This window comes from Rickettsiales bacterium, assembly GCA_035765535.1.
GTDB lineage: Bacteria > Pseudomonadota > Alphaproteobacteria > Rickettsiales > JABCZZ01 > JABCZZ01.
On record DASTXE010000006.1, the window covers coordinates 544,496 to 560,477 of the forward strand.

Annotated in this window: 15 protein-coding genes; 6 read left to right on the top strand and 9 right to left on the bottom strand. The window is 52.4% G+C overall.

Features of this window, described 5'->3' with window-relative positions; genetic code table 11:
- Positions 1-48 precede the first annotated feature (48 nt).
- Entirely contained in the window at positions 49-1,932 is a 1,884-nt protein-coding gene (locus VFT64_11350) for a hypothetical protein (GenBank protein ID HEU5048423.1), read from the top strand.
- A 10-nt stretch (positions 1,933-1,942) separates the two neighbouring features.
- Here the strand turns inward: VFT64_11350 and VFT64_11355 are convergent, their stop codons facing one another.
- Both VFT64_11355 and VFT64_11360 read right to left on the bottom strand, forming a co-directional pair.
- Complete coding sequence (locus VFT64_11355) at positions 1,943-2,350, bottom strand: helix-turn-helix transcriptional regulator (protein HEU5048424.1); 408 nt, start codon at positions 2,348-2,350, stop codon at positions 1,943-1,945.
- Between the two features lie 295 nt (positions 2,351-2,645).
- Positions 2,646-3,578, bottom strand: coding sequence for a prepilin-type N-terminal cleavage/methylation domain-containing protein (locus VFT64_11360; GenBank protein HEU5048425.1), 933 nt, complete (start codon positions 3,576-3,578; stop codon positions 2,646-2,648).
- Positions 3,579-3,924: 346 nt separating this feature from the next.
- On the opposite strand from VFT64_11360, the gene wbaP reads away from it, so the two are divergent.
- The 5 genes from wbaP to VFT64_11385 all read left to right on the top strand — a co-directional run bounded on the left by wbaP (position 3,925) and on the right by VFT64_11385 (position 8,442).
- Positions 3,925-5,433, top strand: a complete 1,509-nt coding sequence (wbaP, locus tag VFT64_11365) for an undecaprenyl-phosphate galactose phosphotransferase WbaP (protein ID HEU5048426.1) — start codon at positions 3,925-3,927, stop codon at positions 5,431-5,433.
- A 99-nt stretch (positions 5,434-5,532) separates the two neighbouring features.
- Positions 5,533-5,880: a metalloregulator ArsR/SmtB family transcription factor gene (locus tag VFT64_11370; protein ID HEU5048427.1), complete on the top strand. Its 348-nt coding sequence runs from the start codon at positions 5,533-5,535 to the stop codon at positions 5,878-5,880.
- Positions 5,864-6,331: an SRPBCC domain-containing protein gene (locus tag VFT64_11375; protein ID HEU5048428.1), complete on the top strand. Its 468-nt coding sequence runs from the start codon at positions 5,864-5,866 to the stop codon at positions 6,329-6,331. Before VFT64_11370 ends, VFT64_11375 begins: the two co-directional genes overlap by 17 nt.
- A gap of 19 nt (positions 6,332-6,350) precedes the next feature.
- A complete protein-coding gene (locus VFT64_11380) occupies positions 6,351-6,974 on the top strand; it encodes a glutathione S-transferase family protein (protein HEU5048429.1) in 624 nt (207 codons plus the stop codon).
- A gap of 115 nt (positions 6,975-7,089) precedes the next feature.
- Positions 7,090-8,442 carry a hypothetical protein gene (locus VFT64_11385; GenBank protein ID HEU5048430.1) on the top strand — a complete coding sequence of 451 codons (1,353 nt, stop codon included), beginning with the start codon at positions 7,090-7,092 and terminating at the stop codon, positions 8,440-8,442.
- Between the two features lie 11 nt (positions 8,443-8,453).
- Here the strand turns inward: VFT64_11385 and VFT64_11390 are convergent, their stop codons facing one another.
- The 7 genes from VFT64_11390 to VFT64_11420 all read right to left on the bottom strand — a co-directional run bounded on the left by VFT64_11390 (position 8,454) and on the right by VFT64_11420 (position 15,892).
- Entirely contained in the window at positions 8,454-9,674 is a 1,221-nt protein-coding gene (locus tag VFT64_11390; GenBank protein ID HEU5048431.1) for an acyltransferase, read from the bottom strand.
- A 104-nt stretch (positions 9,675-9,778) separates the two neighbouring features.
- Positions 9,779-10,780 (bottom strand): GNAT family N-acetyltransferase, encoded by a 1,002-nt coding sequence (locus tag VFT64_11395; protein ID HEU5048432.1) that lies wholly within the window; start codon positions 10,778-10,780, stop codon positions 9,779-9,781.
- Positions 10,777-11,763, bottom strand: coding sequence for a UDP-glucose 4-epimerase GalE (gene galE, locus VFT64_11400; protein HEU5048433.1), 987 nt, complete (start codon positions 11,761-11,763; stop codon positions 10,777-10,779). Before galE ends, VFT64_11395 begins: the two co-directional genes overlap by 4 nt.
- Before the next feature lie 111 nt (positions 11,764-11,874).
- The gene (locus VFT64_11405) at positions 11,875-13,110 is read right to left on the bottom strand and encodes a glycosyltransferase family 4 protein (GenBank protein HEU5048434.1); all 1,236 of its coding nucleotides are present in this window, start codon (positions 13,108-13,110) and stop codon (positions 11,875-11,877) included.
- The gene (locus VFT64_11410) at positions 13,107-13,862 is read right to left on the bottom strand and encodes a hypothetical protein (GenBank protein HEU5048435.1); all 756 of its coding nucleotides are present in this window, start codon (positions 13,860-13,862) and stop codon (positions 13,107-13,109) included. The genes VFT64_11405 and VFT64_11410 overlap by 4 nt, the downstream gene beginning before the upstream one ends.
- 1 nt (position 13,863) lies before the next feature.
- On the bottom strand, positions 13,864-15,126 hold the full coding sequence (locus tag VFT64_11415; protein HEU5048436.1) for a GNVR domain-containing protein: 1,263 nt from the start codon (positions 15,124-15,126) through the stop codon (positions 13,864-13,866).
- 19 nt (positions 15,127-15,145) lie between these two features.
- Complete coding sequence (locus VFT64_11420; GenBank protein HEU5048437.1) at positions 15,146-15,892, bottom strand: polysaccharide biosynthesis/export family protein; 747 nt, start codon at positions 15,890-15,892, stop codon at positions 15,146-15,148.
- Positions 15,893-15,982: the final 90 nt, after the last annotated feature.

Below are 15,982 nucleotides of genomic sequence, written 5' to 3' on the forward strand. Positions count from 1 at the left end.
ATTATTTATGTTATGAATATTGCACTGTAATCAGGCAAATTGAATATTATGCAGAAAATAGCACCTACACTTAACTGGAAAAAAATCCGCAAACATACCGGTGCCGCGTTGCTGGCGGCATGCCTTTGCGCTTCTGCGGCCAATGCAGCGAAAGACACCGCGCACCCCGCTGCCATGGAGGGCAAGGACGTACTGGCCTACCTTCAGCAGGTGATCAGCTGGCGGCATGCCATTGTGGACAGCGATCTCCCCTCCGAGGACGCACGCGTTTCCCTGCTGAAAGACGCGCTGAGAAACAACTCCCAGAAAGTGCTGAAAGACAGTTTCGATTTCGCCAATATTGAAAGTTCTTTTCTTGAGGAAGCACCTTCTGTCAATAATAACAACGAGACCCGCCACCTGACGCTGGAAAAGAAAATCGAGGAAGCGCAGCAGCGCATCGATAATCTCAACAGCCAGTTGGATGAACTTGCCAATAACGGTTCCACCGCCGCCCAGCGCGAAAAGATCAGGGGCAACCTGAAGGTGGAAGAAGCACGCCTTGAACTTCTTAATCGCTTCATGGCCGTCTTTAACACAAACGATATTGATGATACCGGACTGACCGGTAATATTCATAAACTATCCCGATCCGTGCTGGGCGACCTGACGGAACAGGTTCCGGTAACCGCAAAGCCTGCGACACAGGATGCCGTGCAGGACAGGGATGGTGGCCTTCTCACGATGATGTCCGGCCTTCTATCGCTTTCACGCAAGAAAAGCGAACTCAATGCGCTTATCTCGCAGACGAAAGAGCTTAATACGAATAACACCGCTGTCATCAATTCCATGCGCGGTTCCCTGCAGGACGTGATCAAACAGGGCTACGAGCTGGCGGATACTCCTGTCGGCAAGGACAGGAAAAGCCAGGAAGACCACAAGCGCGCGCTGGATGCCTGGACGCAGAAATATAAGAAAATGTCCGAAGCTGTTATTCCGCTGGCCGAAATCCGCAGCCTTCTGGATGCCAGCACCAACAACCTGAAAGAATGGTCGCTGATTCTGGATCAGGGATGGCTCAGCATCTTCCATCGCTTTATTATTCGCCTGGCGATTCTCGCCGTTTCGCTGGTGATTCCGTTTATCCTGATGGAGCTGGCAAACCGGGCGATCCGCCGATATGTTAAAGACTCTACCCGCCTGCGCCAGGTAAATGTCGCCAAGCAGGTGGTGTTTGTGGCACTGCTGGTGCTCATTTTCTTTCTTAATTTCTTTACGGAATTCGGATCGCTTGCAACTTATGCGGGTTTCCTCACGGCAGGTCTGGCGGTGGCGTTACAAACAGTGCTCGTCTCATTGACCGCACATTTCTTTTTCTTCGGCCGCTTTGGTGTGCGTGCCGGCGATCGCGTTACGATCTCGGGCGTTACGGGTGATGTCATCCAGGTAGGCATGCTCAGGATTTACCTGATGGAGCTTATCGGTGATAAAAGCGCGTTGCGCCCTTCCGGTAAGATCGTAGCCTTCCCCAACTCCGTCCTGTTCAGCACCACGGCATTCTCCAAACAGGTGAGCGGCACGAACTATGCGTGGAACGACTTAACCTTCATCCTGGACCCCAAAAGCGACTTCATGGCATTGAACAAAAAGATTCTTGATGTGGTTAATAGTGTGTATGGGGAATATAAGAAGACGATTGAGCGGCAGCATATCGCCCTCGAACAATCCACGCATCTATCGGTCAGCGTCCCTGCACCTCGCAGTGAAATTCGCGTAAAAGATTCAGGTCTGCTCTGCGAAGTACATTACCCCGTCATGCTCGAAAATGCGTCTACAGTATATGGACAGATGCTGGAAAAGCTGATGAAGGCTTTCGCAAACGATCCTGCATTCAAACTCGTGCTGTCAAATCCGATGAAGATCGTTCCTGTTTCGACGGAAGAATCTGCCTGAAGGTAGCAGTCTAAAGTTCTTTCAGCGACATGGTGCGCAACAGGTCGGCAACGCGCTTGCGCAGCGCATGATCCTTAATGCGGCGGAAAGACTTCATGGCCTCTATTGCCTCACGGTCGGATGCTGTTTTGCCTTCCTCGAAATCCGCACTGTTTTCCATCGCGCCGGAAGTTTTACCCTTCGTGCGTATTCCCGGCTGTTCAATACCTTCAAAGAAATAAGCGACGGGAACTTTAAGGAATTCGGCAAATTCGCACAATCTGGCCGCATTCATGGCATTGGTGCCTTTTTCATATTTCTGCACCTGCTGTGAAGCAACGCCAATACCGTTACCCACGGCCTCCTGGCTTAACCCCAGCATGGTGCGGCGTGTCCTTAATTGCTTTCCTACATGCCTGTTAATATCCTCATGCGCCATATCTAAACTTTCTCTGTATCAAAATTGGATAGTCTCAAGTTATAAAATATTCATTCCATCAGCAAGCAATAATTGAATATTTACTTTCTATACTCGCAAAAAGCTCACTACCGCCGATTTTAAATTATAAAAAAGAAACAAAGAATACGCTTTGATTTAGGTCAAATACAGCCTAACACCTTGTAAGACATTGATTACGTTAAAATAAAAGAATTTATTAAGACCAATAATATTATATACAAAGATTAGTTTTACACAAACATAGGACCACCGGACAGGCATTCCGTAATAGTACTTATTGAAATTCAAAGGAAAGGGCACAATTCAGGATCGCGCCATTCTTACTTGTGGAATATTGCTGCGTTCCACCCCCCACATTATTATTGTCAAAACAATTGGTTGTTGCATAAGGGGTTGCTGCCGTTGTGGGATTGCAGCGTTGGAAATTTACATCCCACCCCGCATCTGCACCGGCCAGATTCTTCCCTGCTGCAAAGGCAGCCTCACCGCTATACACAAAGGAGTTTTGATAACAGGCTGTTACCGCACCCGTCATAGGCAGACCGTCATCAATCTTGCTGTCGATGGAAGCGGCCTGTTGCACGCTGATGCCGGGATCAGAGGCGGAAGCAACATATGTTCTGAGTTTAGTAACAGTGGAGACACCAAAATAATTGGTGGAATTATGGCTGTGCACATAGACAAACGTGTTATTGCCGATCTTCCCTGTCGGCAGCCAGTCAGAAATGCTTGGACTGGAAGTGAGTGTAATCTGTGGCGGGATTTGGGTAGTGGAAGGATATCCGGCACCTTTCTGGTCATAACTGTAAATCGTTGCATCAATGAGCCCCGCAACCGTCAGATCCGCCCAGAATATAGGTATTTCGCCTGTTCCCATGAACGTGCCCTGATCATTCGCCCAGGTTCCCGTGTAATCGCCCTCTATCAGGCCGTTTCCATCCCCTTGCCCTGTGGCTGAGCCTCGGGCCGCAAATCCGTTCATGCTTGCAGGTGTACTGGGAATATCCCCTGGAAGATAACGGTATTTCAGTTGAAATGCATGCACTGCTGTCTGATATTTGTTAATCTGGGTGATCTGCGCTCTCTCGCCTGCGCTGTCAATCAGGCTGCGGCCCGCTACGACTGCGCCCACCAGCAGACCTATCACGACCAGCACAATGCTTACTTCAATCAGGGTGAAACCATGCTGCCGTTCTTTAATAAGCATAAGGGCGTCCGCTATAATGGCTTAAAAATTCCTTTTAGGTGAATATATTATACGCGCATCGCCTATCCGAAGGCAAGTAGCCGCTTAAACTCTATTGTCGATATATGACCTTAAGCATTAATCCATTTATAAAGAATTAAATTATTAATAAGCACTTACGATCAGCAAAGCACTGAATTTAGTGGCAAATTATAATTTGCTTCTGCAAAATATATTAACAATAATTAATTTTCTATGGCGCGAGCGGGTAAAATAGTTTATACAACCTGCGCTTTGCCGCCGGGGCTGTAATCCGCCAGGACAGGGCAATAGCAGAACCTGATATGATTTGCCAGAAGGATTTTACATGTCGCCCGCCAATACCGCATTAGATGTCATAAGCCAAACCGGTAAGGCAAAACCTATATTTTCCCAGAATTATACCACAGATAATACTGCGCATGGTGGCATTGCTCTGGACAATCCCAATCGCCGCCTGGCATGGTATGCAGTTGGCGATGCGCTGGCACTTCTCACCGGCTTCCTGCTTGCCATGGCGCTGGCAGGTGCCGTGAACCACCTTCTGTTTGACCGTGCACTGGATGCAGGACAGACCACCAGTATTTTTGAAAGACTTCTGCAGCCTGTCTTTCTTGCAGGCGGCATATTATTGTGGTTCCTGCATACCGGCCATTACCGTATGCGGATGCCCTTCTGGATGGAAAGCCGCAAAATCATTGCAGCACTCGGTTTCGCCATGATGGCGGACGGGTTCTTCCAGTTCGCCAATAAGCAGGATGCCTCCCGCCTGTGGCTTGTAGCGGGATGGGCGATGGCAGCTTTTCTTATCATGGCATTTCGTGCCGCTATACGCACCGCGCTGAGCAATCAGGGCCTGTTCCATGTGCGCACGCTGCTGGTCGGCGGCGGGGAAACGGCTGAGCATATACGCAGCGTCCTGCACTCGGAACGCGGATTCGGCTACAATGTCACCGCCCACATCAAACACCTGCCGGAAGCCTTCCTGCAGGCAGGCGCCTCATGGAAGAAACTCTGCGCTCTGCACGGGGCCGATCATATTATCATAGCACTTGACGGCTTTGAGCTGGCAAGCGCAGAACGCCCGCTCGCACAGCTGGCCCGTGAACATGTACCCTTCTCCATAACGCCGCCGCTGCGCCATCTGCCAGTAGCAGGCATGGAGCCGCAATATTTCTTCAGCCACGATGCCATGCTGATGACGCGCAGCAGCGGCCTTGACCAGCCGATCCCGCGCACGCTGAAACGCTTGCTCGATATCTGTGCCGCTGGCGGTGCATTGCTGATACTGAGCCCCCTGATGCTGATCCTTATCGCACTCGTCAAGCGTGACGGCGGCCCAGCTTTCTTCGGACATTCACGTGTAGGTAAAGACGGAAAAAGCTTCTCATGCTTGAAATTCCGCTCCATGGTCATGAACGGAGATGCTGTCCTGAAACGCTATCTTGAGCGTAATCCGCAGGCCAATAAGGAATGGCAGGAAACGCGTAAGCTGCAGAACGACCCGCGCGTGACAAAGCTCGGAAGCTTTATCCGCAAGACGAGCCTGGACGAACTGCCGCAGCTCATTAATGTGCTGCGCGGCGATATGAGCCTCGTCGGCCCCCGCCCTGTCGTCACCGCAGAATTGCCTCACTACGAAAGCGATATATCTTACTATTATCGCGTGCGCCCGGGCATCACCGGCCTGTGGCAGGTGAGCGGCCGTAATGACGTCACCTACGCCCAGCGCGTGCAGTTGGACGGCTGGTATGTGCGTAACTGGTCCCTGTGGCATGATATTGCCATTATCTGCAAGACCTTCCCCGCAATCTTCCAAAAGCGCGGCGCATACTAAGAAGCTCTAAGGACAAAGGCGTCAGACCAGAAATAGGCTTGACGCCTTTTATTTAATCCTATATATAACCATATAGATATATAACTGATTGGATATGTTATGCAGGATATGCTGAGCGCCACCTTCTCCGCCCTTGCCGACCCTACCCGTCGCGCGATGCTTGCACGGCTTGCCCAGGGCGAAAAATCGGTCAAGGAGCTGGCGGAACCGTTTAATCTAAGCCAGCCGGCTATCTCCAAACATCTCAAAGTGCTGGAGAAAGCCGGATTGGTTACAACAGGCCACCATGCCCAGCTGCGCCCGCGCAAACTGGATACAAAGCCCCTGAAACAGCTTTCCGACTGGCTGGAACATTACAAACGCTACTGGGACGAGAGTTTTGACCGTCTTGATACCTATCTGACCACATTACAACAACAGGAGAAAGACCATGACGGCAACCAATAACACAAGCGTCATCGCAGATCGCGAGCTTGTCATCACACGCATTTTCAATGCTCCCCGCACATTGGTGTTCAAAGCATGGTCAGACCCGGAACATAAAAAACACTGGCATGGGCCGGAAGGTTTCACTGTGACGGATGCTACTGCCAATTTCAAACCCGGCGGCTCCTATCGCGCCTGCCTGAACGCGCCCGACGGCACGAAGCATTTTGTATGCGGCACCTATAAGGTGATAAAAGCACCGGAGAAACTTGTCTTCACTCATGGATGGGAAGATGAAAACGGCGAGTGCCCATACGAGACGCTCGTAACGATTACATTTACCGATCTGGGTGAAAAAACGCGGATGGATTTCCATCAGGCCATCTTCCAATCGACCGAATCACGGGACGGACATAGCATGGGATGGAACAGCACGTTCGACCGTCTCGGCACTTACCTCGAAACTCTTTAATATTTAAAGGACTACACACATGAAGCTCTATTACTTCGAAGTACTGAATCCACGCAAAGCCTGCGCTGCCGCTAAATACCTGAATTCACCTGTTGAGTTCGTGCATGTCAATCTGGGCAAAGGCGAGCACAGGACGCCGGAATTTCTTGCCATGAATCCCAACGCTAAAGTGCCGGTATTGCAGGATGGGGATTACACACTATGGGAATCCAACGCTATCATATGCTATCTGTCGAATAAGGCTAAATCGGATCTGTGGCCGCAAGATGCACAGCGTCAGATCGAAGTGATAAAATGGCTGAACTGGGATAGCCAGCATTTTACCCGCGCTGCAGGAGCTCTGTATTTTGAATATTACATCAAGTCGATGTTCAATCTCGGCCCGGTGGATGAAGCACTGGCAGCCGAATCGCAAAAAGAATTCGCCTATTTTGCCGCTGTGCTGGAGCAGCATCTAAAAGATCATAAATACCTGGTGGCGGACACATTGAGTGTGGCGGATTTCGCCGTCGGCATCACCCTGCCCTACGCAGATAAGATCCACTTACCGCTGGCAGACTTCCCGGCTATTCAGCGCTGGCACGACCGGCTTAACTCGCTGCCGGCATGGCGGGAACCGTTTCCGGAGCACTCGCAAAAATAACGGCTACAACCACTTATGTACTAGCAGACTATACGACGAGGGGTAGAAAAACACTTCACAAATACCCGTAAACCATTATAGCTAATCGCTCTTTTAACGATGTAATGGATGTATAGTGGCCACCACATTGCAAGATAGCCTGTCTTCCTTTGGAATAACGCAAACAGAGCAGCAGATCGCCCTTCTCGATAATATGCTTCTTGATGGTTTGCTGCAACAAAGGGAAGTATGGGATAGCCTGCAGCGCATAAACCACCTTACCCCGATTAAACCCGGCGGTGCGGCGCAAGCGTACGACGTGCTCGCATCCGCCTTACAGGACGCCAGGGCATATAATGTCGACCATTTTGACGCACGGAAGTTATTGAGCGCCGATCTTTCGGACGGTTTCTCAAAACAGGATTTGCAGGACTGGCTGACCTACAGTCGGCAGACTGCGTTTGGCCGCAGTAACGATATGGACTACAGGCACTTACCTGAAGATACAAGGCCGGAAGAAATACAAACGCGTTACTACGCAAATTCGCGTATTCTTGGACGTGTTGACACGGTGAACGCACCGGCAGGCAAGCAATACGATGAAAGCTGGCTGCAATGCGCTTCCCGTATCCGTATTGCCAGCAGGCTGGAAAGCCTGCTCGAAGTAGATGGGGGAACAGACCAGGCAGCAGGCGACATACGTATTGCAACCGGAAAAGCGCGGGATGCGATGGTGCCCTTTGACGGTATCACGATAAAAGATGGCGACAAGGTTGTCCAAACCGCCGTTGAAGAAGGAAAGACATATCTGACCGGACTCGCCCAAAGGCTTGGCCGGCCGATGGGAAATCCGCCATTTACTCCAGTCGATCCTGCTCGACCTGACGGCCAGCAGAAAGCAAATGTGGAACCCCCTCTAACCGAAACAGATATCGCATATGACATTATCAGCGAGCGAATACCCCCTGCCCGGATCATCCAGACCGGAAACGCAAACAACATCGGCTATTCCGGCAGAATAGACACATATTACTCGACTACGCCGCTTGCGGAACAACTGGTCAAAAGAATTGTCAGCGGCCAGTTTGATGATGGGCGCACACCTGACGCGGCAGGCAAAAAGCACATCGTGATCTTAAACGTTGCAGACCAGCCATTTATTCCACGTATGGATGCACAGGTGAAGCTTCTGGTCGCCAATGCACTCAAAAACGCAGGCCTGCAGGATCAGTGGCAGGTTGACATAGATACAATCGGCAAAGGATGCAGTATAAACTCCATGCCCTTCATTCGCTCGGATGCTGCAGCATGGGCACAACAACAGCACGAAGTCATGCAAACGGGAGAGGATCGCAAACGTCCGCTGGAAGAACTCTTATTCCGAAACAAAAGCCTGCGCAATGAATGGGCACCGCCTCCATTTCCAAGCCTTGCAGAAAGAATACAATCACGTGGGCCAGGGCAAACTACCCGTGGCATAATCCGGTAGTAATAAATACCTTACACGGCTGCTGGCATGGCAGGAGCCGTTTCCGGTACGCTCACAGCAGTAGCAGTCTGAGGTTCCGCATTACGGGTCTGGCCGAGCAGCCTGCCACCGTTCATGAGCGCAAAGCAGCGTGGAGCGAATTTCGCAAGCGCAAGCCCGCCGCCCGCGCCGATGAATACGGTGATGCTGACGCTGATGAAATAATGCACCATCATCCATGCATCACTGTCACCCGGCATGAATTTCCACACAACGCTTTTGATAATGCCAAGCAGCGGCCAGTGCGCTGAATGCAGGAAGAACGCAACGCCCCCCAGGTTTGCAAGCGTTGCGCCGCGCTTCGTCTGTGCCAGGCGGTAAATAATACCCCAGCAGCCTACAACGCCCAACAGACGCATGAGGCGTGTCGCAGCGTTAAGCCAGAACGGATAGACATGCTGGCTGAAATCAACAACATACGGTGCAAGCGCGCGCAGACCAGCAAGCATGATGAAAATAACCGCAGCCGATATCGCCACTTTAAGCGGCACAGTCAAAGGCAGACGTTTCTGGTGAATGAGCGCGCCGAGATAAAAGAAGAACGGCACGTCGCTGCGCACGAAGATTACCATGTCCCAGCCGCTGATCCAGATCGCACACAGCGCAGCTGCACCAAGCCACGGTGCGCGGCTGAGCAGTATCCAGTATAACGGACTGATAAGCGCCGTCAGGAATAAATCGCGCACAAACCAGAACTGAAACGCGATCGGGCTGTTGTCGCTGATGGCGAAAATTGAATCCGCATAATTCTTCCAGTCCGCAGTGAAGAAATCGATATTGAAACGGTTTGCATGGCTGAACACAGAAGCATGCGGATTAAAATGAAATGCTGTGTAAATCAGCGCGAGGTAACCAAGATTCCATACTACCAGCGGCAGATACAAAGAGGTAAAACGGCGGCGCATCCTGCGGAAAATCGAAGGCCACGCATCTTCCGCCATAAAAGAAAAGAATAGCCAGCCGGAAACCATGCTGAGCAGCGGCACGGCGCTGAAGAAGAAAAACAGAATCGTGCTGTTGAGCCAGGTGACGAAACGATGTTCATGCACATCCAGTCCTTCGAACGGTATGGCAAGCGAATTCGGGAACAGATCGTAATGCAGGAACACCAGCCCCACAATCAGCACAATGCGCGAAAGGCCGATGGCACGCGAAATCTGCGTCATCGAAAGCCCGTGCGGTGTATCAGTCATACCATACCCAATCTTTTATAACCTAAATGTCTGCCCCCGGAGGAGCAAAGCGACGACTGGCGACCAAGCGGGAGCGCAGGCTGCGTGCCGCTTAAACGCCATTATTAATAAAAATACCGATTCTCACGGCCTCGATCTCTCCAAGCCCTCGCCAGTCCGCCCGCCAGCGTTTCGCGTGTAACGATATAACGCGGGCTGATCGTTCCGCCGAAATCGGTGAAGAACAATACGGCATTGGCATGATTAATTCCGTCGAAATCGAAGACGAGACCGCGCGAAGCGGCATCCTTGAGCGCTTCCCATACAATCAGGCTGATGGCGCCATTATGCGCCGTCATGGTGCGTGAAGACATAAAGTAGAAATACGATTTCGCATCCCAGATAAAGAACACGGCTGCTGTAAGATCGCCGTTCTGGTCCTTGGTGGCGTAAATACGTCCCTGCTTGCGGTTGATGCTGGTCTGGATCAGGTCGCAGCATAACTGCTGCTCACAGACATTTTCCGTACCGCGCTTCTGAAGGTTGCTGTCATAGAAACGCCAGAATTCCTGTGCATCCTCAATCTCGCATACCGTATGCAGCTTCTGCGCCTGGCGGATCTTCTGGCGCTTGCTGGTGCGCAACTGCTTCCACAATGCGTCTTCCGGCTGCGGAAGAATTTCATGCGTGAACTGCACATTCGTCATGAATTTTTCCTGCTGGAACGCAATCGTATCTGTAATGTCGCGGTGGCATTTATACTGGTAAAGCGAAGCCTTCGGTAATTGCGTAATCAGTTCACGCGTAATCGTAGCCTTGCGCAGGAAACGCGTAGCATAGCTTCCATCACCTTCCACAATCGCAGGACCCACAAAATGCGTCATCGGCGGCATGATGCTGTAATTCATGCCAAGGCGTTTGCGCGGAAAGTAAGGCAACCTGCCAACCACTTCGCCATGCTCGCTCGTTTCGACATAATTGAAATTACCTTTAGTCGCGATCTCAAGCCACCAGGGCTGGTGAAACACCGTCGGAGCGAGCGGATCGAAAGCAGGCACGCGCTGCTGCGGCTCTTCCTGCTGCTGCGTTGTAGGAAAGGCGATAACATTTTCAGGTTTGTTGCTCATGCGCTCCTCTGCAATTGAACGTGGTGCCAGCGATAGGCGGAACTGACGATCGTATTGATATCGGCATAGCGGGGATTCCAGCCGAGTTGCGCCTTGGCGCTTGCGCTGTCGGCCACAAGCCGCGTGGGATCTCCGGCACGACGCGGCGCAAAGCGATGCGGCACGGGCCAGCCATTATTCGCAAAGCACGCCAGCACTTCGCCAATGGAAGTCCCCACCCCATTACCGAGATTATAAGCCGCAGGCGCAGCACCTTCGAGCAACGCGCGTATAGCCAGCACATGCGCGGATGCAAGATCCTGCACATGAATATAGTCACGTAGCGCCGTGCCATCCGGCGTCGGATAATCATTGCCGAAAATTTCCAGCATCGGCCCGCGTCCGAGTGAAGCCATGCAGGCACGCGGAATCAGATGGCTTTCCGGCTCGTGCGCTTCGCCGATATCGCCGTCCAGTGACGCTCCGGCCGCATTGAAATAGCGCAACGCCATCCAGGCCGGACCGCCTGCATGGTGAAAATCCTGCAGCATGCGCTCGAATGCGCGCTTTGACCAGCCATACGGATTCTTTGGCTCCAGCGGATGGGTTTCCGCAATCGGCACCATGACGGGTTCGCCGTAAACCGCTGCTGTAGAAGAAAACACAAATGCCTTCACACCGCAGGCACGTAGCGTATGCAGGAACGGGATCTTGCGCGCGAAATTATTGTCGTAGTATTTGAGGGGATCAGCAACCGACTCCGCCACCTCGATCGAACCGGCCAGATCGATCACGGCACGAATATTATACTGGCTGACCGCCTGTTCCACCGCCTGCACATTGGAAACGCAAGCCTCGACCAGCGGCCCCCAGCGCACGAAATCGCGATAGCCGGTGCACAAATTATCCAGCACCACAGGCTTATAACCGTTAGCCGCTAGCTCCTTGCATACATGCGCGCCGATATACCCCGCACCGCCTGCAACCAGAACTGACTCAGACATGTCTTCACCCTTTCTTTTATCGTTCCTGCTCCGGCCTCCTGGCCTTCGCAATGAACCTAACGCCTTCGGCGACTGAAGAAATGCGGCCTTCTGGCCGCAATTCCTGTCCCCTTATTCTTTCTTGTTACCAGCAATGACCTTGCGGTATTGTTTCAGATAACCTTCTACCATCTGTTCAACACTCGAACGCTCCACCAGCTGTTGCGCATTCTGCGCAAATGTAGCAGGCAGCGCGTCATCATCAATGAAGCGGCGCATCGCCTGCGCCAGCGATGCAGGATTGCCCGGTTCGAATAGCAGACCCGTCTTTTCATGCGCCACGAATTCCGGTATCGCGCCGATATTGCTGCCGATCACACCGATACCGTAAGCCGCCGCTTCCACAATCACCACCGGAGCATTTTCATACCACAGCGACGGCAAGATTAAACAGTCCGCAGCACGGAAAGTCGCTGTTTTTTCTTCCCCCTGGATATACCCCAAAAGACGAATGCGCGAATCGGAAGCAGCCGCTTCGTGGAACGCAGGCTCAAGCTCACCTTTACCCGCAACGCACAGCTCAAATTTTACTTCCGGCGGCAGCAGCTTCACGGCATCCAGCAGCACCTGGCAGCCTTTTTCCGGCGTCATGCGTGCCGCAAACAAGAAACGGCGTACCGCTCCTGCTTCGCGCTGCCGCACCACCGGCGCCGGCAGAGGTATGCCGTTCGGAACAACCGCGGTCTGTGCCACAGCTAGCCCAGATTCTTTGTGCTTCTCCAGCAAAAACTGCGACGGACTGCAAAACAGATTTACATCGCGCGCCGTGCTCAAATGCCAGCTGCGAAACACGCGGCATCCTGCTTTCGGCTTCGTGCAGATCTTCAATGAGCGATCCAGCAGGACCGAGCGCGGACACAGCAGATGATAATCATGCGCCGTATGCACCACAGGAATGTTATGCTCACGCGCACGCCGCCAGATGGCAGCCGACAGCCCGTCAATCAGATGGGAATGCACCACATCCGGTTTGCGTTCCTGCAGGATGGCATTAAAACGCTTTCCCGCATCAAGATTCCATGCGTCACGTAAATGCCATAACGCTTTTTGCCAGCCGGGGCGCTTTCCACGCGTCCAGTGCCAGTAGAGATTCTTCGGAAAGAAACGGATAACTTCCACCCCATTGCGCGTCTCCACCGGATAAGGCTCCATCTCCGGCCCACAGGTAGAAACCACAGTGACTCTGTTTCCCCGCTTCGCCAGTCCTTCCGCCAGATACTGCACGATCAGCTCCGCCCCACCTGCCATGATCGGCGGGTAGATATTATTCGCGATCAGGATATGGAGTCCGCTGTCCTGCTGCATCATACTTCGTCATGCGGATACAGAATGCGGTAAAGGAACTTGGGAATATAGAAACGACGTTTGCTAAGCACCGAACCGATCACATTGCCGCCACCCGATTCCAGCATACGTTTGGTTTCCAGTACCACCGGTGCGCGCGTGCGCTCGGCTTCAACCACGAGAATCGAACCATCAGCAAGTTTCGCAAATGCGATGCCGAACGCGTCTTTCAGCACACCCTGCGAATCAATCACAATAAAATCGAACATCGGCTTCATATGCTCGATCGCTTCTTCCATCACATTCAGCGACGCGGGCGGCAGTTCATTCTCGCCGCGCTCATGCAGCCTTGCGAGATAAAGCTCCGTGCCATTCGCCTGCGCCAGCGCCTCATAAGGCGGGCGACCGCTGAGCAGCATCGTTTCCAGCGGAATACCTACATCTTCCGGAAGTATAGCCGATGTGCTGGCCTGGCTCGCGCTGGTGTCGATAAATAATACGCGTTTGCCCATCATGCGCGCGGCAATCACAGCCATCTCAAACGCAACGGTGCTTGCACCTTCACCTTTATAAGCGCTTACAAACTGAATTACACGGCATTGACGGTCCGGCAGAGCCGTTTCGATATTGCGGTAAAGCTTGGCCAGCTCACCATATGGCAGGCTGAGCCCAAGGTCGATAATAGTGGAATTGACATTATGCGGAACGATCGAATTGCCCGGCATGTGATCCTGATCATTATTGTTAGCAACTGTCATTCGGATAGGCATCGGCATATTACATCCTTCCTTTACGATTGCGGCGAGCATTGAAGGTCGCCATCACTGGCACACCAACGGCCTGCGCAAGCTGTTCCGGCGTTGTAAAGCGTGCATCATAAGCTTCGAGCGTCAGTGCAATGCCGATGCTTGCTACAATTCCCGTAAGCAGACTGAGAATTAGCACAAGACCTTTGCGCGGATAAGCGGGCTTCAGCGGAACCACCGGCTCATCCACCACCGATACCGAAGTAATGTTCTTGCGGCTGAGCTTGTCGTTAATACGCGCTTCTTCGCTATGGGCTTCATAGTTCTTATAGTTTCTTTCATCGATCTCTACCTGGCGGGTCAGATCGTCATATTGTTTGCGCTGGCTCTCCAGCTGGGTGATACGCTTATCGAGTGCGCCTGTAGCTCTCGCAGACTTGGCATGAATCTCTGCCTGACGCATGTGCAGCTGCTGTTGTGCCAATTCCACTGCCGCATGCGCTTTCAGCACCTGCGGGCTGTCGGGGCGGTACACCATGCGCAGCCTTTTTTCTTCCGACTGCAGATCGGACAATTTGTCCCATGCGTCGTCGGTAGGTTCAAGCGCCACGGTGCCTGCATCGCTGCGCTGGCGCAGCAGCTCTTCAAGCTCACCGTTCATGGAAGAAATACCCTTCTGGGCTTTAAATGTTTCAAGCGCGCGCTGCGATGCTTCCAGCTTCACACGCGCCTGCTTGGTTTGTTCTTCCAGGAATACAGTCTGCGGATTGTTATAGATTCCCGACTGTTTTGCGATAAAAGCTTCCATGAGCTTATGCACGAACTGCGCCGCCACTTCCGGGTTACGGTTGTCGAGCTTAATATCGATCACGTTGCTCATCTGGCCGGATTTGATAATCAGGTCACCCTTGGCAAGCTTGCGCACGGCAACTTCCACAGGCAAATCCTTCCCCATCACCTGCGCGGTAATGCCGGGATAAAGATTTTCTGCTCCAACATCCTTCACCACGGAAGCAATCAGGTCGTGACTTTGCAGAATATCCATATCCGACTGCATGATCTCGCGCCGGTCGTCCTGCGAAATCACACCGCCATCATTGTCGGTGCTGCTGATCTGCGAAGACATGCTGCGACCGAATTTCACCAGTACGCTGCCGCCAACTTCATAAACCGGTTTGGCAAGAAAAGCGTAAGTAGCACCGCCCAGCACAATCGTCAGGAACAGCACGCTGCACTTTCCGCCCTGCCGGAAGAAATTGCTCAGCAGGCCGCGTGTGGTGAATTCTATCTGCATAGCAAACCTATGTTAAGAATTAATGGTTGACGGTCGTGGTCGGATTAATCTGGTAATTCAGGCCGAACGAAACCGGAACAAACTGCTGTACATACTGCTGGAAGTACAGGTAAGCATTGCCGACGCCGCTGCGCGGAACATACACCACGTCAAACGGAGCAAGGCGTACGTCGCTTGCCGGGTCCTTACCCGAAACCGCTGCCAGATAGTTAGCAGCGTATGCAATCGGTTTGTCGCCCTGGCCACGGCGCAGGATGATAAGATCCGTGCTTGCGTCATTCTTTACGCCACCCGCACGCGCAATTGCCTGCAGAAGTGTGAGTTCGGGACCGACAGTCACAAATTCGCCCGGTGTATTCACTTCGCCCGTCACATAAATACGTTCCGGTGCAAACGAGCGCAGAATGACAGATACTTGCGGATTCAGCAGCTGCTTGCTGTAGACATTTTCAAGTTCTTCGCGCAGTTCAGCGGGTGTTTTTCCGTAAGCCTGAACGTCATGCGCAATGGTAGTGGAAATCATACCGTCCGGACGTACAACGACCTGGTCGTTCAATTCGGGACTCATCAGCACTTTAATATCCATGACGTCACCGACCTGGAAATGGTACGGCTGCGGTTTGGCCATCGGAAGCTGCGCCAGGGAATAGCTGGCCGGAGCTGCCGGAAGATTCGGAGCCTGAGGCTGGGTAATACAGCCGGAGAGAACCACACAGGCCACGCCTGCTACCAAATATTTAACCGTGCTAAATGTCGAGATGCTCACGTTCACCATCCATTCCAAGTTTATTAACTATTACTAAGGCCGAAAATCATCCTGAACATACCGGCTCTCTCCATTTCTGCATCACAAAAA

What these genes read in the sequence shown, in the direction of transcription:
- VFT64_11350 (HEU5048423.1), top strand. Translation starts at nt 49, where the DNA reads ATGCAGAAAATAGCACCTACACTTAACTGGAAAAAAATCCGCAAACAT.
- VFT64_11355 (HEU5048424.1), bottom strand. Translation starts at nt 2,350, where the DNA reads ATGGCGCATGAGGATATTAACAGGCATGTAGGAAAGCAATTAAGGACA.
- VFT64_11360 (HEU5048425.1), bottom strand. Translation starts at nt 3,578, where the DNA reads ATGCTTATTAAAGAACGGCAGCATGGTTTCACCCTGATTGAAGTAAGC.
- wbaP (HEU5048426.1), top strand. Translation starts at nt 3,925, where the DNA reads ATGTCGCCCGCCAATACCGCATTAGATGTCATAAGCCAAACCGGTAAG.
- VFT64_11370 (HEU5048427.1), top strand. Translation starts at nt 5,533, where the DNA reads ATGCAGGATATGCTGAGCGCCACCTTCTCCGCCCTTGCCGACCCTACC.
- VFT64_11375 (HEU5048428.1), top strand. Translation starts at nt 5,864, where the DNA reads ATGACGGCAACCAATAACACAAGCGTCATCGCAGATCGCGAGCTTGTC.
- VFT64_11380 (HEU5048429.1), top strand. Translation starts at nt 6,351, where the DNA reads ATGAAGCTCTATTACTTCGAAGTACTGAATCCACGCAAAGCCTGCGCT.
- VFT64_11390 (HEU5048431.1), bottom strand. Translation starts at nt 9,674, where the DNA reads ATGACTGATACACCGCACGGGCTTTCGATGACGCAGATTTCGCGTGCC.
- VFT64_11395 (HEU5048432.1), bottom strand. Translation starts at nt 10,780, where the DNA reads ATGAGCAACAAACCTGAAAATGTTATCGCCTTTCCTACAACGCAGCAG.
- galE (HEU5048433.1), bottom strand. Translation starts at nt 11,763, where the DNA reads ATGTCTGAGTCAGTTCTGGTTGCAGGCGGTGCGGGGTATATCGGCGCG.
- VFT64_11405 (HEU5048434.1), bottom strand. Translation starts at nt 13,110, where the DNA reads ATGATGCAGCAGGACAGCGGACTCCATATCCTGATCGCGAATAATATC.
- VFT64_11410 (HEU5048435.1), bottom strand. Translation starts at nt 13,862, where the DNA reads ATGCCGATGCCTATCCGAATGACAGTTGCTAACAATAATGATCAGGAT.
- VFT64_11415 (HEU5048436.1), bottom strand. Translation starts at nt 15,126, where the DNA reads ATGCAGATAGAATTCACCACACGCGGCCTGCTGAGCAATTTCTTCCGG.